The following is a 24,509-nucleotide window of genomic DNA, read 5'->3' as shown; positions in this document are numbered from 1 at the left end:
CCTTTCAAGAAGTTGATTCACTGACAGTGTCTGTGAGATTTGTGGGCTCAATGGGGGTACGCCATATATAACCATCGTCATCGGCATAGCCTATAACCCCGGTGCCGATCCACTCACCTGTTTTGGGTGTTTCGTGAATTTGTGAGCTGGACCAGTATGACAGGGAAACGCTTGGATCGGGATAGTCATATTGATCGGTGGTGTGAATGGCAATTTCACCAGACTGGCCGACTTCCAGCTCTTCACCGTCTTCGTTGATAATGGCAACGCTATGTCCGGGGTAGGGTTTGCCAATGCTGCCGTACCTGGATGGCCACTTTTCATGGCTTTCACCAATAATATACCCAAAACCCAGTGGTGCGAAAACACTGTTGATGCTTACATTAAAGCGTTCGCTGACCCAGTCGCGCAGTGTCCGGGTGATTTCGGTGTCGGGACAGGTAATGCAACGGATGGCAATTTGGAACTCGAGCAACGGATCGGGGTGATTCCTGATGCGCTCCAGTTCGTAGCTCGAGACGAGCATATTGGTAATTTGATAGTGCTCCAGGAGGGTGAACAGGCGCGGAATAGTACGCCCGCTGGGACAGCCAACAATGGAGCGGCCAAAGTAAAGCGTAGGCAGCAGGGCATTGAGCAGGCCGTTGGGCGTGCTCCAGTCAAAAGAGGTCCAGAGGATATCCTTGCCTTTGGGGAACCAGTTTTGGGAGGCTACAAAACCGGGCAGCGTACCAATTAACGTACTATGGTGCAGCAAAGTTCCCCTGAGTGGTTTGTTTTCAGAGGGATGCGGGTAGATGAGCAGGGCGGGTGAGTTGGATGCCACAATAACCGGCGTGAAGGTCCCGGGTTGTCTTGCCAGCAAGGTACGCCATGAAATAATACGCTCATCTTCGGTATGAATGCCAATAATCTGCTTGACCGGAGAATGATTGTCGATGGCCGACATCATGGGGGCAATGGAATGCTTGTCAACAATGGCCACCCTGGCTTGTGAATCGTGAATGCGTTCGGCATATTCGGCCGCGGTCAGGGTTGCGGTTAGCGGTACGGCAATGGCACCCACGGTAAGTGCCGCCAACTGGGTTACCGCACTTTCTGCCGAGTGTTGCAGGGCAATGGCAATACGATCCTGGGGTTGTATGCCCATGCGGATGAAACCGTTGGCCAGTTTATTGACTTGTTCTGAAAGCTGGCCGTAAGTCAGCATGGTGAGCTGGCCCACCTGGTCTTCGAAATAAATGGCAACTTGACGGGCTTCGTGCGGACTGGAGGCCCAGCGATGACAGCAGGCATCCGCAATATTGAAATGTGATGGAACTAACCATTCAAATGATTGATACAGTGAATTATATTGATCTGTCATATGACTGTTTGAGAGGCCTGTTTTTTGATGCTGAAGGAAAATAAAAGGGCCATTTCTGACCCACTTTTCCACTATAAGGCTCATTCTAACATTTAATTGTCCAACCCGGCTATGTAGATTAAACAGGTTTACCTCAGGTCTTTGGGCCAGTTTGCAAAAGCGGCGGGGTTTGAAATAGGGATGCTCATGTCCTCACCTGTTAAATGCGTGCCGTTGTTTAACTGGAACGTTATGATGCCATCATCGGAGTGAATGCTTAGTGTGCCATTCGGACCACCCGAGAAAGTTCCATTCCAGACGAAGTTCTCCATGGATGGATGCGAGGAATACACGGAGAGGCTGGCTTTGCTGTGTGGAGGTGAATAGGCACCCACATTCCAGAAAGAAAAGGTTAGTGTGGTGCTGACTTCTATTTCGCCTATGGTTTCAGTGATTGTCGTGAAGGCTGTCACTTGGACCGGTGTGATCTGGGCGATGAGGTTACCGGTATTGTCCTGTTGTTCTGTATCGGCTTCGGGGTTCCAGATGGTATCGCCATCGTGGCGATCGTAGTTCTCGAAAAGATCGAGCAATTCCTTATCACTGATTTTTCCATCCTTATAATCTTCTATCAGTTTTTGCAAGGTATTTTGGTTATTCCAGTTAACGCGTTGTTGATGCTCGTATTCTTTCTGCTCTTCTGGGCTGCGCGTGTAGATAGTGCCGGTTTTCTTGTCCATATATTCGTTTTCAGCAAAGTATTTGATATTGCCATTGCTGTCCATATACGGTTGAGGCGTGTACCAGGGCTTGTTTATGTATTTTTGACGGGTTTGTTCATCACGGACGGCATCTTCGATTTCATTGATCCTGGGTTCGACATATTCTGTATAGGCTTGGCCGCCAGCCCAGGCGCCAGCGATTGAACCACCGGGTATGAAAGAGCCGGCCAGTGCACCGCCTGCTTCAGCCCCTTTCTTGACGCCTCCTCTCACTAAGGCACCGGCAGCGCCTGTGGTGTCACCGGTTGAAAGGTAGCCGGTAGTTTCGGCCGCAACTGAAACGACATCAAGGGCGTTAAGTACTTTACCCAGTTTTGACAGGAAGTTTGTTTTTGCCGCGGCCTGGCTTTGTTGTTTGCCGGACAGTTTGGCTTTATTTTTGAGATTATCCAGTTTGGTTTGTGTTTTTTTTGAGGTCACGTAACCTGATGCCTTACTGCTTTTCGTCTGTATACTTTTGTTTAGCTTGTTAAATTCCTTGGTGTTCTCTTTATGAATTTCATCCAGCTTTATTTGGTTATTCAGTGCGTAATTTTCAGCTATTTTAATGCTTTGCTGTACAGGTTCAGCGCTGAGTGTTTCACCTGTTACGTACAGGACCTCTTCCACGGTACTTAATTTGTCACTTGCAGGCGCTTCATCTTGCGCGACAACCCAGAGGGGGGAAGGCTGTTCATTCTGGCTTTGAGCAGTGGGAATTGCATTGAAATGAGTGGGGGGAGGTATGATAACGGTAGCCGTTTTTTGTGCCATGGCTATATTAGTGATGCAAAGCGAGAGTCCCAACGCAGTTAAAACCGAATAATTCATTTCGCGTCCTTGTCCAGAAAATCGGAAAACCGGTAAAAATCAAAATGGGTGATTTTTACTTTATTATTATCATCACTAATTGCCAGGGTCGCATAAATGTTGGGGTTGTGCGAGGAGGCAAAGATTGATACTGCATTTTTCCCGTCTTCAACATAGGCAACCGGTTCCAAAGAAGCCCACAGTGCAGAATCCACGGCATTAAGTTCTTTGATTGGGGTATTGGGCGGCAATACATCGGCCAACTGCCCTTTTCGGGCGGCAAGCAACAGCCTGTTCCAGGCAATGCGCATGGCATGGGCCACACCGGTTTCATCGACGAATAATGGCAACAGGCTAGTCTGGTGCTCCATCCATTGCAGGGCAGCGCCGGCAACCATGGCTTCTGCTTGTTCAACATTTAAGGAGGCCAGCGGGTTTGGGATTTGGCCCATTCCGGCAGCAACGATCTGGCTGGTGGTTTTTGCGTTTACTTGTCCAATGGCTACGGGTGCCGAAGCTTTTTCTTGCATCCATCCCCGGCCTATCTGGAACGGAACTTTGGCGCCACGGATGACACTGTTCAGGAGAATGCCGGTATCCACAATGCGCAGGCGATTATCCTTGGGTGTTCGTGACCAGAGGGTCAATAAGGTAATATCGGCCCAGGGGTGCTGAAAGTAAACAAACTCAACCTCACTGCCAGTCGCGACAAAGTTGACCAGTGAGTGGCGGAAAAAAATCGACCAGTCATCGGCATTGTCCTGATCAAGCCAAAGCAGTTCACCCAATTCGGCAAAGGTAAGATTGGCCTCAGGGGTAGATGAATTTTTCAGGGCTGCCAGGAAATTTTTTGATGCCAGGGACCGGAACGCTTCCGCTTCGGCCCAGAGCTCAAGGTAGAGTTTTTGATCTTGTGTTTGTGCTTGTGCTTGTGCTTGTGCTTGTGCAAGGCGGGGAATAACACATAGCATCAAGGCAACAGCGAGGATCAGGGGCCGAAATAAAAGGGTCAGTGATCGCATGGCAAATTTCCGGTTGTAGTGAATTAAGCGTATTGTTACAAGACGGCATTGCCGGATGCAAGCCAGAACCCTGACAGCCAGCGTTAAACGTTTGTTACGTATACCAGTACTATAAATAAATACTCTGATATACACATTTTAACATTTAAATACGCTTGCCGGTTATGTTAATTAAACGAGTACCGGCCAGACGATCATGCATCATTAAACCGTCACGGTCCAACCAGCTATACACAAAATTCAGGAAGGGCGTCACAATAATGAACATGGTTATCGAGGCCCAGCCCAGGGATTGGGAAAGAAAGTAAATGCCTGCGGCACCCAGCAGGGGAATGGGCCAGCACAGCAGGTACCTTAAAATTAACTGGCCTGTTCCGGGTTTGTTCCCGCTTTTATCGCAAAGCAGAATATTCCAGGTTTTCATGGGAAGCGTCTGCCCTTTGCGCTTCCATGAAGTAATGAAGTAAAGACCAATCACCAAAAACAGCAGGGCTTGCCGGGGGGCATGGTACATCAGGCCGTGACGGCTTTGGGTCAAGGTGTCAAAAATATAGGAAGCGAAAAAAACAAGGCCAAACAAAAGTACGCCTTCGTACATCATGCAGGCAAAAATTCGCAGTCTGGCAGGGTAAGTCATTATTATTTGTTCCGATAGCTGTCGCTGACCATTTCAAAGGCAAACAGGCGGCAGTCAAGCGCGCCGTTAAAAAGCGGAATGCGCTGTTTGGGTTTGAGCCTGAGTTTTTTGGGCAGGTCAAGGTCACTGGAAATAATATGCACGTTCCAGTTGGCAAACTCTTTTTTCAGGCAGGAAGACCATTCGCGCCACAGGGTGTCGTCTTCAGGGTCCATGCGCTCGCCATAGGGTGGGTTGGTGATCAGCCAGCCACGTTCGGCCGGTGCCTGGGTAAAGCGGGCATCTTTGACATCAAAGAAAATGGAGGCATCGGACAGACGGGCCCGGTGCAGGTTGTCTTTGGCCGCTGCAATGGCGTGCGGGTTGATATCAGACCCATATAACGGCGTTTCCAGTCTGGGTGCCATGCGGCTTAGCGCATCTGCTTTCAGGTCTTTCCAGCGACGGTAGTCAAAATTGCGCAGGCGTTCGAAGCCAAACGGGCGTGATATGCCGGGCGGCACGCCCTGGGCAATCCAGGCCGCTTCAATAAGAATGGTGCCACTGCCGCAAAATGGGTCATACAGGGGCATGGAAGGGTCCCAGCCTGAAAGGGCCAGAATGCCGGCGGCCAGGTTTTCCCGAAGTGGAGCTTCGCCTTTGTCAAGGCGCCAGCCACGCTTGAACAGGGACTCGCCAGAGGTATCCAGGTAAAGGGTGGCGCTGTCGCTGGACAGGAACAGGTGTACCTTGGCATCGGGGCGGACAGTGTCGATACTGGGACGTTCGCCTTCACGGTCGCGCAGGCGGTCGCAAATGCCGTCTTTGGCCTTCAGGTTACAGAACATGAGGCTTTTCATGGGGCTTTTGATGGCAGAGGTGTCTACCCGTAGCGTGTGTTCAGCACCAAACCATTGCTCCCAAGGCGTGTCATAAGCCAGTTCATAAATATCATCTTCGGTCATGATGGGAGCATGTGAGACCTGTACCAGAATCCGGGTGGCCAATCGTGAATACAGATTGGCCCGCATGATACCCATCCAGTCGCTGCTAAAGGCACAGCCGGCACGCCCTTTTTCCACGTTTTCAAAGCCCAGGGCGCTGATTTCCTCGAACAGGACGTCTTCAAGCCCTTGGGGGCAGGGAGCAAATACCCGGAATATTTCGGTGTGCTGGTACTGGGTTCTTTGTCTGCGTGGCTCTTTGCGAGGGTTTCTAGACGCTTCGTAGGACGAGTCACCCTTGACCACAGCGGGTTTGCGGGTGTTTTTTTGTGTATCGGGAAATTGCCCGATGGTTTCAGCGCCACGGCTTAAGCGGTCGGCAAGGCTGGGGCGATGCTTGGCATAGCCTGCGGTGCGGGGCAGGGGGCGTGACTGAATCTTGTTTTTGATGGTTTTGTCGGCGCTTGTGCTGGACTCGGCAAAACTGGCCAGTGCCACGTTGCGGGCACGTGCCCCTGAACGCAGGCGCGGCTTTTGGGATTCGCCTGCCGGGCTTTGTTCATTTTGGCCGGATGGCTTTTTTAGTACGAGCTTTTTGCGGGGTGGTGTGTTGTCTTCTGACATGTATATTGTTTTTTAAAAAGGTTTGATAATGACCAGCGCAACGATCAACAGCAGCAAAAAGACAGGTATCTCGTTAAACCAGCGGTAATAAACATGAGAGCGGGTGTTTTTGTGTTGTTCGAATTGCCGGTAAATACGGGCGCAGGAGTAATGATAGCCAAGCACACCAGCGACCAAAAGCAGTTTGGCGTGCATCCAGCCGTCGGTAAGACCGATTTTGAATTGGATCATCATCCACAGACCGAAGATGACGGCGGGAATGGCCAGTTTGTTGGTGAAACGCAGCAGGCGGGCAGCCATGCCCAGCATGGCCTGATACGTATCGGGATTTGTGGTTTGCGCCATGTTGACATAAATGCGTGGCAGGTAAAACAACCCGGCAAACCAGGAAGTGACAAAAACGATATGCAGGGTTTTAAGCCATAAGTACAACATTTTTTTCTCTTATTTGCGAAGTTGACCGTTACCGTTCAAGACCCATTTATAAGTGGTCAGGCCTTCAAGGCCGACAGGTCCGCGGGCATGCAGCCGGTTGGTGGAAATGCCGATTTCCGCACCCAGGCCATATTCAAAGCCATCGGCGAAAATGGTGGGCAGGTTGACATAGACCGAGCTTGAGTCAACCTGTCTTTGGAAGAGGCTGGCTTCGTGAATGCGTTCGGTAATAATGGATTCTGTATGGCCTGAACTGTGCCGTGCAATGTGCTCGATGGCCTGATCAAGGCTGTCCACCACGCGGATGGCCAGAATGGGTGCCAGGTATTCGGTATCCCAGTCCTCTTCGGTGGCCGGTTTGACGGCAGGAATCAGGGAGCGGGTTTTTTCGCAGCCGCGCAGCTCTACCTGATGTTCGGTATAGGCTTGTGCCAGACGGGGCAATACATCCTGGGCAATGCTGGCGTGCACCAGCAGGGTTTCCATGGTGCCACAAATACCATAGCGGAAGGTTTTGGCATGCAGGGCAATCTGAAAGGCTTTTTCGGGATCAGCGTACTGGTCAATATAAATGTGACAGTTGCCGTCCAGGTGCTTGATCAGGGGAACCCGGGCTTCTTCGCTAAGCCGCTTGATGAGGTTTTTGCCACCCCGGGGAATAATCACATCCACGTATTCGGTCATGGTAATCAGTTTGCCAACCGCGGCGCGGTCGGTGGTGCTGACAACCTGTACCACGGTTTCAGGCAAGCCGGCGTGTTCCAGGCCTTCACGAATGATATTGCCCAAGGCCAGGTTTGAATGAAAAGCTTCGCTGCCGCCGCGCAAGATAGTTGCATTGCCTGACTTCAGGCAAAGTGCGGCGGCATCAATCGTGACGTTGGGGCGCGATTCGTAAATGATGCCGATGACCCCCAGCGGTACGCGCATTTGGGCGATGTTGATGCCATTGGGCAGCACACGTGTGGCACTTAAGCTGCCTACCGGATCAGCCATGCCGGCAATCTGGTTGAGTCCGGTAGCCATTAAGCCGATGGCCTTGTCAGAAAGGGTCAGGCGGTCAAGCAGGGCAGGTTCCAGGTTGTTCTTGCGGGCATTTTCCAGGTCTTTGGCATTTTCGGTTTTTAGATAGTCGGCCTTTTCAAGCAAACGCTGTGCCATGAAGCGCAAAGCCGCCGACTTTTGTTCATCGCAGGCTTGCATGATGTATTTGGAAGCGTTGCGGGCCTGTGCACCGATTTGCTCCATGAGCTGATCTACAGATTGGGTCATTGTTAAATATCTACCTTGTTATTCATAAAATGGCCGGGTTCACGACTTTTAAGGCCAGACGGGTAATTTCTTCCCAGGCGTCGTCCATGCGGCCATTAACGGGATAGCCCTTGAAAAGGCGGTCTATGTCATGGGCGTGCTGGATCATGCCCATTAATTGCCTGAGTGAAAGCCGTTCAAGTGCCTGACGTATTAATTTATCGCGTGGCGGAAAAATATACAATTGCCTGAATAGTCCGGCAATGTTTTCACCTTGCTGACGGGCAGTTGCCAGCGTGTACAGGGTACGTATTTCCCGGGTCATGACGCCCAGTACCAGCGGCAGCGCCTCGCCTTCGGCTTTCAATCCCTGTATCATCCTGACCGTTCTTTGTCCATTGCCTTCAAGCATGGCATTGGACAGGGAAAAAACATCGTAACGGGCAACATCCAGAATGGCCTTTTCGATATCTTCCGCCTGGATTTGACCTTCGGGGTATAGCAGACCCAGCTTGAGAATTTCCTGATGAGCGGCAAACAGGTTGCCTTCTACCTTGTCGGTCATCCAGGCAAGCGTGGCGTCATCGACAGACTGATTTTGTTTTTTCAGGCGTTGTTTGATCCAGGCGGGCAATTGCTGGCGATCAATGTTGGCAATATTGACAACGGTAGCGGCTGCCAGCAACTGTTGGGCCCATTTGGTTTTGGCCGTGGTTTTGTCCAGTTTGGGCAGGCTGATAACGATAATGGTGTCGGTAATTTCACCTTTCTGGACCTGTGCTGCAAGATTGATAAGTGCCGTGGCACCGGTTTTACCGGGTTTGCCGGTGGGAATGGTGATTTCCAGGATTTTCAGATCGCCAAACAGGGAAATGCTTTGGGTGCATTCCTGAATGGCATTCCAGTTGCCATTGGCGTCAAGAATGAGGCTGGTTCGTTCGTTATACCCTTTGTCCCGGCAGGCCTGACGTATGCTGTCAACGGTTTCATTGCGTAGCAAGAGTTCATCGGAGCAGACACAATAAAGCGTATCCAGTGCGGTAGCAGACTGGATAATATGACTGGCAAACGAATCATGATTAAAGGTTTGCCCCATACTACTGCGCAGGTACAAAACCCGGCGTCGGGTTATGTTGCAGATAGGTCGTGATGACATCCGGGGATGTAATGCGACGGATCAGGCGGTCTGCGATGCTTTTTTCCATGTCTGTATACAATTGTGCCATTTCTTCCTGCTTGGCTGATGCATCATCTTCATCGTAAGGCAGCTGGCGGGTGGCCTCAATCCGTGAGGTTGGGATCAGTTCATTGCCATGACTGTCTGTCATGCTGAAGGTCAGAACCAGGTTGAGTTCGTATTCCTCGACCTTACCCTGGGCGTCCAGGGAAACCTCACGCTGTGAGCGGCTAAAATCCTCCTGAATCAGCTTTGCTTGTGCCAGGGCAGCATCGGCAGTGACGGTCGTACCGGGCGAGTTGGCCTGAATGGCACGCCAGACTCTTGAGCCAAAGGCGGAGTTTTGCGGGATATTGGTATACAGGGTGGAAAAAGGCAGTGGTGTGGGACCGCGCATTTTAAAGCCGCAGCCGGCAATGAGCAGACACAGCAGAACACCTGCTGCCAGTAACAGTTGTACACGTTTGGTATGTGGGAAGATGAAGCGTGCTTGTGTCTGCATTTTTTACTTATCCTACAATGTTGATCAGCTTGCCGGGAACAATGATGATCCTTTTGGGCGCACGGCCTTCAAGGAATTTCTCTACTGAATGATGTGCCATTGCCAGTTTTTCAATGTCTTCCTTGGGGGCTCCGTTAGGTACGTTAACCGAGCCGCGCAGTTTTCCATTGATTTGCAGCATCATTTCAATTTCATCGGCAATCAGCGCCTGTTCGTCAAGTTCCGGCCATGGTGCATCAAGCAGGTCACCGTGCTGCTGGGCATAGCCAAGCTCATTCCACAGATGCCAGGTAATATGCGGAACCACAGGGTAAAGCATGCGCAGCAGAATGCAGATTACTTCCTTGATGGCGGCATCGGCTTCGGGACCGGCTTCGAGTTTGGCGTCTTCAATCGCATTGAGCAGTTTCATGTTGGCAGAAACCACGGTGTTGTATTGAATGCGCTCGTAGTCGTAATTGGCCTGCTTGAGCAGGGAGTAAGCGATCCGGCGCAGTTCTTTCACGGCCTTGGGTGCGTTGCTCCAGTCGGGGGCAGTGGCAGGTGCACGGCTAATAATTTCTTTGTGGTTATAAGCCATGGCCCACAAACGCTTGAGGAAACGGTGAGAGCCTTCCACACCGGAGTCGGACCATTCCAGTGTTTGTTCTGGGGGGCTGGTAAACATGACAAACAGACGGGCGGTATCGGCACCCAAGGTGTCGATAAGGGCTTGCGGGTCTACCCCGTTGTTTTTGGACTTGGACATAGTGCCAATGCCGCCGTAGTCGACCGGTGAGTTGTCCTTGATCAGGCGGGCACCGATAATGCTGCCTTTTTCGTTGTAAATATTTTCAACTTCTTCTGGCCAGAAATATTCAATACCACCTTTTTCGTTTTTGCGAGAGTAGATGTGGTTAAGCACCATACCCTGGCAAAGCAGTTTCTTGAAAGGCTCGTCAAATTTGACCAGGCCCATGTCGCGCATGACTTTGGTCCAGAAGCGGGCATACAGCAAATGCAGCACGGCGTGTTCAATGCCGCCAATGTATTGGTCCATCGGCATCCAGTAGTCGTTGCGGGCATCAACCATGGCATTGTTGTTGCCGGGCGAAGTGTACCGCATGAAGTACCAGGAGGAGTCGATGAAAGTATCCATGGTGTCGGTTTCGCGACGGGCAGGCTTGCCACATTTGGGGCAGGCGCAAGACAGGAATGCTTCGTGCTTGTTAAGCGGATTGCCACTGCCATCGGGAATCAGCTCTTCGGGCAGTCTGACTGGCAGGTCTTTTTCGGGTACGGGAACCGGACCGCAGTCTGCGCAATGGATGATGGGAATGGGGGTACCCCAGTAACGTTGACGGGAAATGCCCCAGTCACGCAGGCGCCAGGTGGTTTGCTTTTCGCCCAGACCCTTGCCGGAAAGTACTTCGGCAACGGCATCGACAGCCTGTTGGTGGTTAAGGCCGTTGAACTGGCCTGAGTTGATGACAATGCCGTTTTGTTTGTCGGCATACCATTCCTGCCATTGTTCGGTTGAGTAGGGTTTGTCCTGAACCGAGATGACTTGTTTGATCGGCAACCGGTATTTCAGTGCAAAAGCGAAATCCCGCTCATCGTGGGCAGGTACGCCCATGACGGCGCCATCACCGTAGCTCATGAGGACATAATTACCAACCCAGATTTCAATCTGTTCATTGGTAATGGGGTGGGTCACGTACAGGCCGGTGGGCAACCCTTCTTTTTCACGGGTGGCCATTTCGACCTCGGTTGTGCCACCCAGCTTGCAGGTTTCGATGAAGGCCGCCAGGTCGGGGTTGTTTTGCGCGGCATGGGTAGCCAGCGGGTGCTCGGGGGCAACCGCACAGAAGGTAACGCCCATGATGGTGTCGGGGCGGGTGGTGAACACATACATGCGTCCATCCTGAATAAGCTGGCCTTCATTGTTTTTGATGTCATGGGTAAAGGCAAAACGGACCCCTTCGCTTTTGCCGATCCAGTTTTCCTGCATCAGGCGTACGCGCTCGGGCCAGCCGGGCAGATTGTGCTTGACTTCATGCAGCAGTTCTTCGGCGTAGTCGGTAATGCGCAGGTAGTAGCCGGGAATTTCACGTTTTTCAACCAGTGCACCCGAGCGCCAGCCGCGTCCATCAATGACCTGTTCATTGGCCAGCACGGTATTGTCGACCGGATCCCAGTTAACGGTTTGGGTTTTACGGTAGGCAATGCCTTTTTCAAGCATTTTCAGGAAGAACCATTGGTTCCATTTGTAGTAATCGGGGTCGCAGGCACACATTTCGCGTGACCAGTCGATGGCCAGTCCCATTGCCTGCATTTGTTTTTTCATGTAGGCAATGTTGTCGTAAGTCCATTTTGCGGGAGGGACCTTTGATTTGATGGCAGCATTTTCGGCCGGCATGCCGAAAGCGTCCCAGCCCATGGGCATGAGTACGTTGAATCCACGCATGCGCAGCTGGCGCGCCATCATATCGTTGATGGTGTAGTTACGGACATGGCCCATATGCAGCTTGCCGCTAGGGTAGGGCAGCATGGAGCAGGCATAAAACTTGGGTTTGTCGTTGCCGTTGCTGTCTTTGGCATGCTCGCTGACCAGATAGGCATTGGCATCTTGCCAGTTGCGTTGAGCGTTTTGTTCTACTTTTAGTGGGTTATATTGTTCCAACATGACTTTCTGCGGTAAAAAATGGGCCAGGGATAAATCCCGTAAAACGTATTATTATAAGTCTTTACTGATTTAAGTAGGTTGTTTTGCCACTTGGGATTGAATAGAAATAAAGGGGCCAGGACAGGGTTGCGGGCAGTGCCTTCAGTGGCGCAGGGTATTTAGGTGATCAATTCCGGCAATAGTGCCTTGAACGCTCCTGTCGTTCGGCGACTGGAGTTTGTGTTTCTGAGAATCTGTCTTACGTGATAGGTCACGGTTTCGTTCTTGATTCGAAGCAGCCTGGCAATATCGTTATTGCTCATGTCTGCCACGATACACCGGCTTATTTCCATTTGCCGTGGTGGGAGGGTTGGATGCATGGTGTTCAAATAATGACTGATGAGATTTTGTCTGATCAAATAGCGGGCGGAAAAAACCAGATGCCTTAGGGGGAACAGGTTTTGCCTGATTTCCTGCGTCGAAACAGGATGGCAGGCCCTGAGCAGGGTTAGGGAGTTTTTTTTATGGCCGGAAATATTCTGGCACGGAAAATGCAGGCCGTGTAATTGTGGGAAGTCTTTAAGCAGTCTGGTCAGCTCGGGAGGATTGGAAAGCGCATGTCTGTTCCAGGAGAATGTTTGGTAATGGGCTGTTGAGTCGTTGTTGAGGCAGGCCAGTGGGTTTTTATTGAGCACAATGCCATCCTGCAGGTTTTTCAGGCTTGAATGGGGCAGATTGCTGGCGCACAGGAATTGTGATTCGGTATTATTGAAGGGAAAAGGCGTGTTCTGGATATAAATATAATATTCAAAATCGGCCTTTTGCAATGATTGTTCTAAAAACGCCTGCTGTTCTATTTGGTCAAATGGATCAAAGACGGCATCAAGGTTTTTATCGGTTGTCATTCTTGTTTCTCTTTTTGACAATATATGTTATGCATGGTTAATTTTTGTTAATATTAGCCTGCAAGCAGTGATGTGAGCCCGATAATGTCTGTTTGTTTGATTTATTTCAATAAATAAATTGAAATGATGAGCATTAGTGAATTATTTGAAAATGATTTTTCTGTTCAGGAAAATAAACAGGAGAGCAGACGTGCAATTGAGCAAAGCGCAGGTGGCCGGGATGGTGGCTGTTTTGTTGACGGGATGTGGCAGCGGTGAAATTTTATATGAGAAGACCGATGCCCATCTTATTCTTCCCTGTTATCAGAATGAAAGTGTGTGCCTGCAGAAAATGACAGACCGCTGTGTCAATACATTGTCGGGGAGGGTGATGGAGAGCGAAATAAGAGAGGAAGACGTGCCGGTCGCTTATGTCGTGTGCCGTCCCCCGCAAACGGACACCGGGGATCAGGCCGGTACCGCAAATTAAAAAACGCCCGTTCGGGCGTTTATGAATTCAGATGCTATCCTGAAGTGGAATTAGCACAGCCCAAGCTGGAATTTTTCTTCCAGATGTTGTTGGTGATGGGCCTGGAGGAGGGCGACGATGCGGTCCGGGTCGTCTTCAACCACGAACAGATCCATATCGCTGGGTGAAATATAGTGGTTGCCCAGCATTTGTTTTTTTATCCATTGCAGCAGACCATCCCAGAATTCGGTGCCCACCAAAATAATGGGGGCTTTATGGGCTTTTCCGGTCTGGATCAGGGTAAGCGCTTCGAAGAGCTCATCAAGGGTGCCAAACCCGCCCGGTAAAATGATATAGCCAGAGCTGTTCATGAAAAATGTGGTTTTTCTTGAAACGAAATATTTGAAATAAATGCTTTGTGACTGAAACGGATTGTCTTTCTGTTCGTGCGGGAGCTTGATGTTGAGCCCAATGCTGGTGCCACCCGCTTCAAAACAGCCCTTGTTGGCGGCCTCCATAATGCCGGGACCTCCGCCTGAAATAATATGGAATCCGGTCTGTGCCAGTTTTTGGCTGATCTCAATCGTTTTACGATAGTAAGGAGAATCTGTTTTTGTGCGGGCACTTCCGAATATACTTACAGCTGCTGAAATATCTTTTAAATGATCGGCGGCATCTTGCAATTCAGCGGAAATTTCCCTGATTTGTCCCTGGATGGTCGCTGCTTTTGTTACTGACATGAAAAAAACCTTATTACTTGTTGATGGATCTAGCTATTTGTACCGGGCTTTCCATGCAATGCCTGATTTAAGAAATGCATTGGGTGAGCCAACCGGTGCCATTTATGGTGTCATCAATATGATGCGCAAAATCAACCAGGATTACCAGGCTGATTATGTTGCCTGCATTTTTGATGCAAAAGGCAAAACATTTCGTGATGATTTGTATCCTGAGTACAAAGGGCATCGTCCTCCCATGCCTGATGACCTTGCTTTGCAAATAGCGCCCATTCACAAGGCCATCAGCGCCATGGGGTGGCCTGTCATTGCAAAGCCCGGGGTCGAGGCGGATGACATTATTGCCACTTTAGCAGAAATTGCGACACAAAATGATGTCAAGACCATTATTTCAACAGGGGATAAGGATATCGCCCAGCTGGTTAATGGGCATGTCAGTATTGTTAATACAATGACCAATGAAACGCTGGATGTGGAAGGGGTGAAAAGCAAATTTGGCGTGTTACCCGAGCAAATTATCGATTATTTGATGCTGATTGGTGATTCGGTGGATAATGTACCCGGGGTGCCAAAAGTGGGACCGAAAACGGCGGTCAAGTGGCTCAGTGAATACGGCTCTCTTGATAAGCTGGTTGAAAATGCCGATAAGATAAAAGGGGTTGTTGGCAATAACCTGCGTGAAGCCATTCCCAATTTTGCACTTACCCGTCGGCTGATCACCATCAAGCGTGATTGTGAAATTGATGATTTTTTTACCGATATGTCTGATTTGGCGCGCAAGCCACAGGATTCGGAAACACTCAGGGAAATTTACGATCATTTTGGATTCCGTACCTGGTTACGTGAGTTGACCGGTGATGACCAGGCCGTGCCGCAACAGGATGCCAGGGTTGCCCATGATATTCCCGAGGCACCGGAAACCGTCGATTACGTGACGGTGGATACGCCCGAATTGCTGGAAGATTGTCTGGCACAGATCCAGGCCGCTTCGTTGGTGGCACTGGATACCGAAACCACTTCGCTGGACCCGATGGTGGCATCGCTGGTGGGGACTTCCATGTCCATTCATCCAGGGCAGGGGTGGTATATTCCGCTGGCCCATAAAGGGAATATGTTGGCCCAGCAACTGGATAAAGCCATGGTGCTTGAAAAACTGCGGCCATGGCTGGAAGACGACAATGCGGCCAAGGTGCTGCAAAACGCCAAATATGACACGCATGTATTTGCCAATGAAGGTATTGCGTTAAAAGGGATACAGGACGACACCATGTTGATGGCATATGTGCTCGAATCCCATCGCAGTGTTGGCATGCAAGACCTGGCGCAGCGTTATCTGGGGCGCAAAGGGGTGGATTACACGGATTTATGTGGCAAGGGTGCCCGTCAGATCGGTTTTGATGAGGTTGAAATTGAAAAAGCCTCTTTTTACGCCTGCGAAGATACCGATTTCACCTTGCAGTTGGCTGGTCTGATGCGTCCTTTGGTGGTGGCTGAAGAAGGACTTGACCGGATTTACCGGCTTGAGATGTGGGTTTCTGAAGTGTTGGCCAAAATCGAGCGTAATGGTGTCAAGATTGATGAAAAAGCCTTGCAGCAGCAAAGCCATGAAATTGGTTTGAAGCTGTTGGAGTTGGAAAATAAAGCATACGAATTGGCGGGTCAGCCGTTTAATCTGAACTCGCCCAAGCAGCTGGCCGAAATTTTATTTGAACGCATGCAATTGCCGGTTATCCGCAAAACGCCCAAGGGGGCACCCTCAACCGACGAAGAAGTGTTAACCAAGCTGGCCCAGGATTACCCGTTGCCGGCCACTTTGCTGGAGTACCGTGGGCTGGCCAAGCTTAAATCCACCTATACCGACAAATTACCCAAAATGATCAACCCCAAAACCGGCCGGGTGCATACCAATTATGCGCAGGCCGCGGTCATTACAGGTCGTCTGGCTTCTTCCGATCCCAACTTGCAGAATATTCCGGTGCGTACCGAGGAAGGGCGCCGGGTCAGAACCGCTTTTGTGCCCGAAAAAGGGGGCGTCATTATGTCGGCTGACTACTCACAAATTGAGTTGCGAGTGATGGCGCATGTGTCGGATGATGCCAACCTGCAATTGGCGTTCGCCCAAGGCAAGGATATTCACCGGGCAACTGCATCCGAAGTGTTTGGTACGCCACTGGACGAAGTAACCGCTGAGCAGCGTCGTGCTGCCAAGGCCATTAACTTTGGTCTGATTTACGGTATGGGGGCATTTGGATTGGCCAGCAACCTGGGTATTACTCGTGATGCGGCGCAATCTTACATTGACCGTTATTTTGAACGCTATCCCGGTGTGGCTACTTACATGGACCTTACCCGGGCCAAGGCCAATGAGCAGGGGTATGTGGAAACCGTTTTCGGGCGGCGTCTGTGGTTGCCTGAAATCAAGGGGGCCAAAGGGCCACGTAAAGCAGCGGCAGAAAGGGCGGCCATTAACGCGCCCATGCAGGGCACGGCGGCTGACCTGATTAAAATGGCCATGGTGGCCGTGCAGGAATGGATAGAAAAGGAAAACCTGAAAACCATGATCATCATGCAGGTGCATGATGAATTGGTGCTGGAAGTGCCGCAAGATGAAGTGGATTTGGTCAAGTCCAGGTTGCCTGAACTTATGTGTGGCGTGGCGGAGCTGAAGGTGCCGTTGGTGGCTGAAGTGGGGATGGGTCCCAATTGGGAGCAGGCCCATTAAATAGGCCGTAGACAGGCTCAAAGCCGATATGCTTTGTCTGTACCATGATAAAACAGCGCTCCGGTTTATAAGCCGGAGCGCTGTTTTTTTGCGTTGGTTGAGTTGCCAACGCTTTGGGTACGATTGCGCCCAAAGCGTGATAGAGCGGGTAATTATTTATTTGACAACCCGGGCACGCAATGCATTGATACGGTGCTCGATAGGCGGGTGGGTGGAGAACAGGGCAGCCACATTGACTTTGCCACTAATGCCCGAAGCGTTCAATTGCTGGGGCAGTTCACCGGGGGTGAGGCCGCCCAGACGGGCAAGGGCATGAATCATCGGGTCGGCTGAGCCCAGGAGCTGGGCCGCGCCGGCATCGGCACGGTATTCACGCTGACGGGAGAACCAGGCAACAATGATGGAAGCCAGGATGCCAAAGACAATCTCACAGACGATGACGGAAATGTAGTAACCAATTCCGACATCACGTTCATTTTTCAGGATGACCCGGTCAACGACATAACCCACAATGCGTGACAGGAAAACGACAAAGGTATTGACGACACCCTGAATAAGCGTAAGCGTTACCATGTCACCATTGGCCACGTGGGCGACTTCGTGGCCCAGAACTGCGGCGACCTCTTCCTCGGTCATGCTGTTGAGCAGGCCGGTGGAAACGGCTACCAGCGCATCATTTTTGAAGGCACCGGTGGCAAAGGCATTCGGATCTCCTTCATAAATGGCCACTTCAGGATGGCCAATGCCCGCACGGTCGGCCAGTTGATGAACGGTATCAACCAGCCAGGCTTCCGTGCTGTTGGCGGGAGCGGCAGGGTTAATGACGCGGGCACCCGTGCTCCATTTTGCCATGGGTTTGCTAATTAGCAGGGAGATGATGGAGCCGGTAAAGCCGACAACGGCAGAGAAGGCCAGCAATTGCGTCATGTCCAGGCCTTCAGCCGTGATGAAGCGGTTGATGCCCAGGATATTTAGCGTGACACCCAGCACAACCATAACGGCCAGGTTGGTCATAAGAAATAGAAAAATGCGTTTCATAAGGGTTTAAGTCTTTTAATCTAACTGTTTTCGGAAATGAGCTGCATCATAATATAGTTTAAATAAAATGATTAATACAGCGATATTGATTTGTTTAATAATTATATAAGGTGATTTCCCGTCATTTAAAGGGACCTTGGGTATAGAATGATGATTTTCTTATTTCAGAATGTTCCTTTCAGGGTCAGATAGGCTATGCAATCGTTGTGGATGCTGCTGGCGGCATTGATGTTCGCCATTATGGGTACTTGTATCAAGCTGTCTTATGAGATGGGCTCAAGCCTGCCTCTTGTTGTGATAGCCCGCGGGTTGCCTTCCATTGTAGCGATTGTGTTGTGGGCGCTGTTAAGCCACCAGTCCCTGAAGCCGAAAAGTGTTAAATTGCATGTTTTACGTAATCTGTTTGGCGTAACGTCCCTGTGGATGGGGTTTTATGGTTATTCCGTCCTGCCGTTATCAACCAGTGCCAGTCTTAACTATACCTCTCCGCTGTTTATTGCCGGTTATGTGTTTTTCAGCAACAAGGGCCCGAAAGATTCGCTGCGTCTGCTGTCGGTCATTTTGGGTTTTCTGGGGGTGTTGCTGGTGTTGCGCCCCAGCATCACTGAAGACCAGTGGTTTGCTGCTTCACTGGGCCTGATGTCTGGGGCATTTGGGGGTATAGCCATGTTGCAGATCAAAGCGTTGGGGGCAATTGGAGAGCCGATCTGGAGAACCGTTTTCTACTTTTCACTGATTGTGGTGTTAACCGGTTTTCTTGGCTTGAAGGCGCATGGTTATGGGGAACCCAATCTCACCACCTGGCTGGCACTTTTCGGGGTGGGCGTTAGCGGACTGATCGGACAGCTTGCACTTACCCGTGCCTTTGGTCAGGGTTCTCCGATTCTGACTGCGGCTTTGCAATACAGTACCATTATATTTGCAGCTATACTGGGTATCGTTTTCTGGGGAGATATCCCCGATTTGCTGGCCTGGATAGGCATGGGGCTGATTATTTTGGCCGGACTGCTGTCTGCCTGGAGAACCATGCAACTGGCAGAGGCAGCCCGATCCCGGAAAAAAATGGCTGAGACCTGAATTTGATGATTTTTTGAACTATCTGGAGCAAGAAAGTGGAACCCTTAATTTCAGCACTCGAGTTGCAAGATTTATTAAATGATGATGATAGCCTGATTCTCCTGGATGCCAGGCATGATCTGGCCAACCATCAGTTGGGCAGGGAGCAATATCTCGAGGGACATATTCCGGGCGCCATTTTCCTTGATCATGAAATTGACCTGTGCGGGCTCAAAACAGGAAAAAATGGGCGGCATCCCTTGCCTGAACGTGAGGAGTTTATCCGGTTACTAGGTAACCTGGGTATTGATCCTCAGGCCAATATTGTGGTCTATGACGCCAGGGACAGCATGTTTGCCGCTCATTTATGGTGGATGTTGCGCTGGGCGGGTTGCACCAAGGTCAGGGTGCTTAACGGTGGCTGGAGTGCCTGGGGCCAGATTAGCGGTGATATTGAGCGTGAAAAACCGGCACCGCGTGCGCCTGTTGTGTGGGAGTCTGGGGCCACTGGCATGCCGGTGGTGGATGCCAATGCGGTACTGGCCAATATCAATCAGCCTGTTTTTACGGTTATCGATGCGCGTGCTGAAAACCGTTTCCGTGGTGAAAATGAAACCATTGATCCAGTTGCCGGGCATATTCCCGGAGCGATAAATTGGCCATTTTCCCGTAATCTGGATAGTGATGGTTTCTTTCTTCCCGTTGACGAGCTTAAGTCCGGTTTTGCACAATTGCTTGGCAACAACAAGCCGGAGCAGATTGTTCACCAGTGTGGTTCCGGAATCAGTGCCTGCCATAACCTGCTGGCCATGGAAGTGGCGGGTTTAACGGGATCTGCGCTTTACCCCGGGTCCTGGAGCGAATGGTGCAGTGACAGTTCCAGGCCTGTTGCGGTTGGCTAGGCATTAAATACGCGCAATTACATGCACCGATAAAAAAACCCTTGAAAGCGGTTTCCTTTCAAGGGGGGGGTATTTTTTAAGTTTAAAATGATTTTTTTCTGTGACCGGCTAATTAATGATTCATGATGCGGTTGTACCACTCATGAAAATGTTGCATGCCATCTTCCAGTGGAGACTGGTATGGGCCTGTTTCGCTGGTGTTGCGTTTGAGCAGGGCCAGGCGACCGGCATCCATGCGCTCGGCAATCTCATCATCTTCAATCGCGGTTTCCATATAGGCGGCCCGCTGGGCTTCGATAAAATCGCGCTCAAACATGACGATTTCTTCGGGATAATAAAACTCGACGATGTTGACGGTTTTTTGTGGGTTGACAGGATACAGCGTGGATAAAACCAGCACATGGGGGTAAAGCTCTATCATGTGGGTGGGATAGTAAGTGACCCAGATGGCGCCAAAGTCGGGTTGCTCGCCCTGGCGGAACTTAAGCAACTCATTGTGCCATTTTTTATAGACCTCGGATCCGGGATTGGCCAGCGCCTGATGGGTGCCTACATGTTGCGCACTGAACCAGTCTGCGAACTCCCACTGAAGATCGTCACAGGTGACGAATTTGCCCAATCCAGGATGAAAGGGCGCAACATGGTAGTCTTCGAGGTAGACTTCAATGAAGGTTTTCCAGTTATAGTTGCACTCATGTACTTCGACATGATCCAGAACGTAATCGGAAAAATCGAACTCGGGCTTGGAAAAAAGCCGGGCAAGATCCGTCGCAGGGTCGCGCGGGCCTTCAAAAAGCAGGCCATGACAGTTTGACAGCGGGAATCTTTGCAGGTTTTTGCAAGGTTTTTCGCCAAATTGCGGAGCGCCCAGCAAGGTTCCCTGGTTGTCATAAGTCCAGCGGTGCAGGGGGCAGACAATATTGCCACCATTTTCTTGCAGATTGCCATGATTCTTGACGGCACCGGTTACATTGCCGGCTTCCCCGCCCAGCATGATGGCCTGGCGGTGGCGGCAAACGTTGGATAACAATTCGGGGCCGTTTTTGTTGCGAACCAGAATTCGTCCGGCCTGTTCCTGAACCAGGGTTCTCCAGTCTCCGATGTTGGGTACCATTTTCTCGTTCCCCACATAACAGGCGGACTGTCTGAAAATTTGTTCCTGTTCCCTGGCAAAGACGTTTTCGTCAAAATAAACATGTACCGGTAATTGGGTTTGCGCCGGTTCAACATGTTTCATGGATGCAATTACTGACATTTTGTGGATCCCCCGCTTATATATAATAAAGCCGCCTCACCAAGGGTCATGAGCCGGCAAATTGTTGAAATAGAAAGTAGCGCTAAATTGTACAGAAAATTCAATGCCTTAATAATAAAAAAAGTAAGGGAGGTTATTATTTTTTTGGGCTCGTAAAAAAGGCGCAGATTGAAAAATACGTAAAACTCTTAAAATATGGCCCTTGGCAGGCCATGATTTCGTACAATACCAGATTATTTGAATTTTTCTGGAGTGCCCCTTGTCAGAATCAACCGAAAAACTGGATGTCATTGATTTGCCTAAGGATTTTGAGTCTGCCCTGAAAGAGCTTGAAGAGATTGTACAGTCAATGGAAAGCGATGTGCTTTCCCTGGAAGCCTCTTTGAAAGCCTATGAAAGGGGGGTGGCGCTGGCGCGGGTTTGTCAGGAGCGCCTGGATGCCGCGGAACAACAGGTGCAGGTGCTTCAGAACAATTTGTTGCGCCCGGCACAAATCGAGGTTGAATAGACAATGAGTACAGGTTCAATGTGTTTTCAGGACTGGCTGCTTGCTTGTGTCAACAATGTGGAAACGGCACTCGAGAAGGCGCTTCCCGGTGCTAACGAGGTACCGCTCGAGTTGCATGAAGCCATGCGCTATGCCACCTTGGGGGGGGGCAAAAGAATTCGTGCCACGCTGGTCTATGCGGCAGGAAGGGCTGCCTTGCAACAGGGCGTTGCGATAGATTCATATAGCCATGCGCTTGACAAGGCTGCCGCGGCCGTTGAACTGATTCATGCTTACTCCCTGGTTCATGATGATTTACCCTGCATGGATAATGATGTCCTGCGCAGGGGGCAACCTACGGTGCATGTGCGGTTTGGTGAGGCTACTGCGATGTTGGCGGGTGATGCCCTGCAACCGCTGGCTTTTGCCGAGCTTGCGCAAATGCCGGTAGCGCCTGCCCTGGTGGTACAGGCTGTGCAGGTGCTTGGGCGGGTAGCTGGCAGCCTGGGAATGGTGGGGGGGCAGGCCATTGATTTGGCCAGTGTTAATCAGACACTGACCCTTGATCAGCTGCAATTCATGCATCGCCTGAAAACCGGGGCGCTTATCGAAGGCAGTGTTTTGCTGGGGGCTATTGTTACCGGTGCCACCTCTGAAACCAGGCGTGCGCTGGAAACATACGGCTCTGCCATTGGGTTGGCCTTCCAGATTGTCGATGATATTCTTGATGTCACGGTTGACACAGAAGGCTTGGGTAAAACAGCTGGCAAGGATGCCGAAGAAAACAAACCCACCTATGTCTCGATTATGGGTCTTGAAGAGTCTCGGGATTTTGCCCGGAAATTGTATGAAGTGGCTATCGAAGCCATTAAACCATTAGGTGATTCTGCCGTTCGACTCAAAGAGTTGGCCGATTTCATTATTCACCGCAGTTATTGATGTGAAGCGTATTAATGTCAAATTTTCTAGAAAAGCTCAACACGCCCGATGATGTCAGAAAACTAAGCCGTTCAGAGCTCGAGCAGGCGGCCAGCGAGCTTCGGTCTTTTATTATTCACTCGGTATCCAGAACGGGAGGTCATCTGTCGTCCAATCTTGGAACGGTAGAGCTTACGCTTGCGCTTCACTATGTGTTTAATACACCGCATGACCGGATCATCTGGGATGTCGGGCACCAGTCCTACCCGCATAAAATTCTTACCGGGCGACGTGAGGGGATGGCACATTTACGCCAGGAAGGTGGTATTTCGGGCTTTCCCAAACGTAGCGAATCAGAATACGATGCTTTTGGTACCGCCCATTCTTCCACGTCCATTTCGGCCGCCTTGGGAATGGCCGTGGCTTCACGTAATCTGCAAATAGAGCGTCAGCACATTGCCGTCATTGGCGATGGTTCCATGACGGCGGGCATGGCCTACGAGGCGTTGAATAATGCCGGTGTCACCCCTGGCATTAATCTGCTGGTTATTCTTAACGACAATGATATGTCCATATCCCCTCCGGTGGGGGCGCTTAACAAGTATCTGGCCAGGTTGCTGTCGGGGACGCTTTATCAGGAAGCCCGCAGTGTAGGCAAGGCGGTATTGGGGCAGTTTCCTTCTCCGGTCATGGAAATGGCCCGTAAAATGAAAGGGCATGCCAAAGGTATATTGGGGGCGGCTACCTGGTTTGAGGAGTTCGGCTTTAATTATGTGGGTCCCATAGATGGCCATGACCTGGATGCGCTGGTGCCCACCTTGCAAAATCTGCGCCAAATGGGTGGTTTGCAATTCCTGCATGTGGTTACCAAAAAAGGGCAGGGTTATAAAATGGCCGAGGCCGACCCTATCCTGTATCATGGACCCGGCAAATTTGACCCCGAAGTGGGTATCCAGAAACCTGCCAAGCCGGGCAAACAAACCTTTACCCAGGTTTTTGGGCATTGGTTGTGCGATATGGCCTCGCAAGACGAAAAGCTGGTTGGTATCACGCCAGCCATGCGGGAAGGCAGCGGGATGGTCGAGTTTGAAAAACGCTTTCCGAACCGTTATTTCGATGTGGGCATTGCCGAACAGCATTCGGTCACTTTTGCGGCCGGTATCGCCTGTGAAGGCCTTAAACCTGTCCTGGCTATTTATTCAACCTTCCTGCAAAGGGGGTATGATCAACTGATTCACGATGTTGCCCTGCAAAATCTGGATGTAACTTTTGCCCTGGACCGGGCGGGGCTGGTGGGGGCCGATGGCGCCACCCATGCCGGCAACTATGATATTGCTTTTTTGCGTTGCATTCCCAATATGGTGGTGGCCGTTCCTTCTGATGAAAATGAGGCGCGGTTGTTGCTGAATACCTGTTACCACTATCAAGGGCCGGCCTCAGTGCGTTATCCCAGGGGTGCAGGTGCGGGAGCAAATGTCAGTGACACGCTTGATCCTGTCGAACTGGGCAAGGGTGTGGTGCGTCGTGAGGGTTCGCGTCTGGCGATTCTGGCTTTTGGGCCTTTGCTGCATGCAGCCTTGCCGGTTGCCGAGAAATTGAATGCAACGCTGGTTGATATGCGTTTTGTAAAACCGATTGATGCAGAACTGGTCAAACAGTTGGCAGCGTCACATGAAGTGTTTGTGACACTGGAAGAAGGTAGTGTAATGGGGGGTGCTGGTAGCGCCGTTGCTGAGCTTATGAGCGCGTTTGGGCTCAGTAAACCCATTTTGCAGCTTGGCTTGCCTGATCGTTTTATCGATCACGGTGATCAGGCTGCGCTTTTGAAGGGTGTGGGCCTTGATTCTGATGGAATCGAGGCATCAATCCACGCACGTTTTAAATCCGTTTTGAATATTACTTAGGTTTTT

The 24,509-nt window shown here is 50.7% G+C and carries 21 protein-coding genes; 7 read left to right on the top strand and 14 right to left on the bottom strand.

The genetic code is table 11. From position 1 onward, the window contains the following. Positions 1-4 precede the first annotated feature (4 nt). The 11 genes from KU392_RS06485 to KU392_RS06435 form a co-directional block, all read right to left on the bottom strand. On the bottom strand, positions 5-1,366 hold the full coding sequence (locus KU392_RS06485; protein ID WP_169295078.1) for an AMP-binding protein: 1,362 nt from the start codon (positions 1,364-1,366) through the stop codon (positions 5-7). 128 nt (positions 1,367-1,494) lie between these two features. Continuing rightward, on the bottom strand, positions 1,495-2,937 hold the full coding sequence (locus tag KU392_RS06480) for a hypothetical protein (RefSeq protein ID WP_217734916.1): 1,443 nt from the start codon (positions 2,935-2,937) through the stop codon (positions 1,495-1,497). Next, the gene (locus KU392_RS06475) at positions 2,934-3,938 is read right to left on the bottom strand and encodes a hypothetical protein (protein ID WP_217734915.1); all 1,005 of its coding nucleotides are present in this window, start codon (positions 3,936-3,938) and stop codon (positions 2,934-2,936) included. Before KU392_RS06475 ends, KU392_RS06480 begins: the two co-directional genes overlap by 4 nt. Before the next feature lie 145 nt (positions 3,939-4,083). After that, positions 4,084-4,575 carry an RDD family protein gene (locus tag KU392_RS06470; RefSeq protein ID WP_169295075.1) on the bottom strand — a complete coding sequence of 164 codons (492 nt, stop codon included), beginning with the start codon at positions 4,573-4,575 and terminating at the stop codon, positions 4,084-4,086. Positions 4,576-4,577: 2 nt separating this feature from the next. Then, positions 4,578-6,122: a THUMP domain-containing class I SAM-dependent RNA methyltransferase gene (locus tag KU392_RS06465; protein WP_217734914.1), complete on the bottom strand. Its 1,545-nt coding sequence runs from the start codon at positions 6,120-6,122 to the stop codon at positions 4,578-4,580. Positions 6,123-6,134: 12 nt separating this feature from the next. Next, entirely contained in the window at positions 6,135-6,557 is a 423-nt protein-coding gene (locus KU392_RS06460) for a CopD family protein (RefSeq protein WP_169295073.1), read from the bottom strand. A 9-nt stretch (positions 6,558-6,566) separates the two neighbouring features. Continuing rightward, positions 6,567-7,829, bottom strand: coding sequence for a glutamate-5-semialdehyde dehydrogenase (locus tag KU392_RS06455; RefSeq protein ID WP_217734913.1), 1,263 nt, complete (start codon positions 7,827-7,829; stop codon positions 6,567-6,569). A 22-nt stretch (positions 7,830-7,851) separates the two neighbouring features. Then, positions 7,852-8,904, bottom strand: coding sequence for a DNA polymerase III subunit delta (holA, locus tag KU392_RS06450; RefSeq protein ID WP_217734912.1), 1,053 nt, complete (start codon positions 8,902-8,904; stop codon positions 7,852-7,854). A 1-nt stretch (position 8,905) separates the two neighbouring features. Then, on the bottom strand, positions 8,906-9,487 hold the full coding sequence (locus tag KU392_RS06445; protein ID WP_217734911.1) for an LPS-assembly lipoprotein LptE: 582 nt from the start codon (positions 9,485-9,487) through the stop codon (positions 8,906-8,908). Between the two features lie 7 nt (positions 9,488-9,494). Further along, complete coding sequence (gene leuS / locus KU392_RS06440; protein WP_217734910.1) at positions 9,495-12,152, bottom strand: leucine--tRNA ligase; 2,658 nt, start codon at positions 12,150-12,152, stop codon at positions 9,495-9,497. A 158-nt stretch (positions 12,153-12,310) separates the two neighbouring features. Beyond that, a complete protein-coding gene (locus KU392_RS06435; RefSeq protein ID WP_217734909.1) occupies positions 12,311-13,036 on the bottom strand; it encodes a helix-turn-helix transcriptional regulator in 726 nt (241 codons plus the stop codon). 190 nt (positions 13,037-13,226) lie between these two features. On the opposite strand from KU392_RS06435, the gene KU392_RS06430 reads away from it, so the two are divergent. After that, the gene (locus tag KU392_RS06430) at positions 13,227-13,505 is read left to right on the top strand and encodes a hypothetical protein (RefSeq protein WP_217734908.1); all 279 of its coding nucleotides are present in this window, start codon (positions 13,227-13,229) and stop codon (positions 13,503-13,505) included. A 50-nt stretch (positions 13,506-13,555) separates the two neighbouring features. Here the strand turns inward: KU392_RS06430 and KU392_RS06425 are convergent, their stop codons facing one another. Continuing rightward, complete coding sequence (locus KU392_RS06425) at positions 13,556-14,224, bottom strand: LOG family protein (protein WP_169295066.1); 669 nt, start codon at positions 14,222-14,224, stop codon at positions 13,556-13,558. Between KU392_RS06425 and polA the strand changes: the two genes are divergently transcribed. Next, entirely contained in the window at positions 14,223-16,943 is a 2,721-nt protein-coding gene (polA, locus tag KU392_RS06420) for a DNA polymerase I (RefSeq protein ID WP_217734907.1), read from the top strand. The two genes, KU392_RS06425 and polA, sit on opposite strands and share 2 nt — an antisense overlap. Before the next feature lie 156 nt (positions 16,944-17,099). On the opposite strand, the gene htpX is transcribed toward polA, so the two are convergent. Next, positions 17,100-17,981, bottom strand: coding sequence for a protease HtpX (gene htpX, locus KU392_RS06415; RefSeq protein WP_169295064.1), 882 nt, complete (start codon positions 17,979-17,981; stop codon positions 17,100-17,102). A 195-nt stretch (positions 17,982-18,176) separates the two neighbouring features. Between htpX and KU392_RS06410 the strand changes: the two genes are divergently transcribed. Then, positions 18,177-19,058 (top strand): DMT family transporter, encoded by an 882-nt coding sequence (locus tag KU392_RS06410; RefSeq protein WP_169295063.1) that lies wholly within the window; start codon positions 18,177-18,179, stop codon positions 19,056-19,058. 35 nt (positions 19,059-19,093) lie between these two features. Continuing rightward, a complete protein-coding gene (locus KU392_RS06405) occupies positions 19,094-19,939 on the top strand; it encodes a sulfurtransferase (RefSeq protein ID WP_169295062.1) in 846 nt (281 codons plus the stop codon). Positions 19,940-20,051: 112 nt separating this feature from the next. On the opposite strand, the gene KU392_RS06400 is transcribed toward KU392_RS06405, so the two are convergent. Then, positions 20,052-21,194 (bottom strand): aromatic ring-hydroxylating oxygenase subunit alpha, encoded by a 1,143-nt coding sequence (locus KU392_RS06400; protein WP_169295061.1) that lies wholly within the window; start codon positions 21,192-21,194, stop codon positions 20,052-20,054. Between the two features lie 259 nt (positions 21,195-21,453). On the opposite strand from KU392_RS06400, the gene KU392_RS06395 reads away from it, so the two are divergent. The 3 genes from KU392_RS06395 to dxs are packed head-to-tail and all read left to right on the top strand — an operon-like array spanning position 21,454 to position 24,503. Continuing rightward, positions 21,454-21,702: an exodeoxyribonuclease VII small subunit gene (locus tag KU392_RS06395; RefSeq protein ID WP_169295060.1), complete on the top strand. Its 249-nt coding sequence runs from the start codon at positions 21,454-21,456 to the stop codon at positions 21,700-21,702. A gap of 3 nt (positions 21,703-21,705) precedes the next feature. After that, a complete protein-coding gene (locus KU392_RS06390) occupies positions 21,706-22,620 on the top strand; it encodes a polyprenyl synthetase family protein (protein WP_169295059.1) in 915 nt (304 codons plus the stop codon). Between the two features lie 14 nt (positions 22,621-22,634). Continuing rightward, positions 22,635-24,503, top strand: coding sequence for a 1-deoxy-D-xylulose-5-phosphate synthase (gene dxs, locus KU392_RS06385; protein ID WP_169295058.1), 1,869 nt, complete (start codon positions 22,635-22,637; stop codon positions 24,501-24,503). Positions 24,504-24,509 lie beyond the last annotated feature (6 nt).

This window comes from Advenella alkanexedens (genome assembly GCF_019132845.1).
GTDB lineage: Bacteria > Pseudomonadota > Gammaproteobacteria > Burkholderiales > Burkholderiaceae_B > Advenella > Advenella alkanexedens.
The sequence above is the reverse complement of the archived record's forward strand: the minus strand, read 5'-3'. Positions and strand labels throughout refer to the sequence as shown.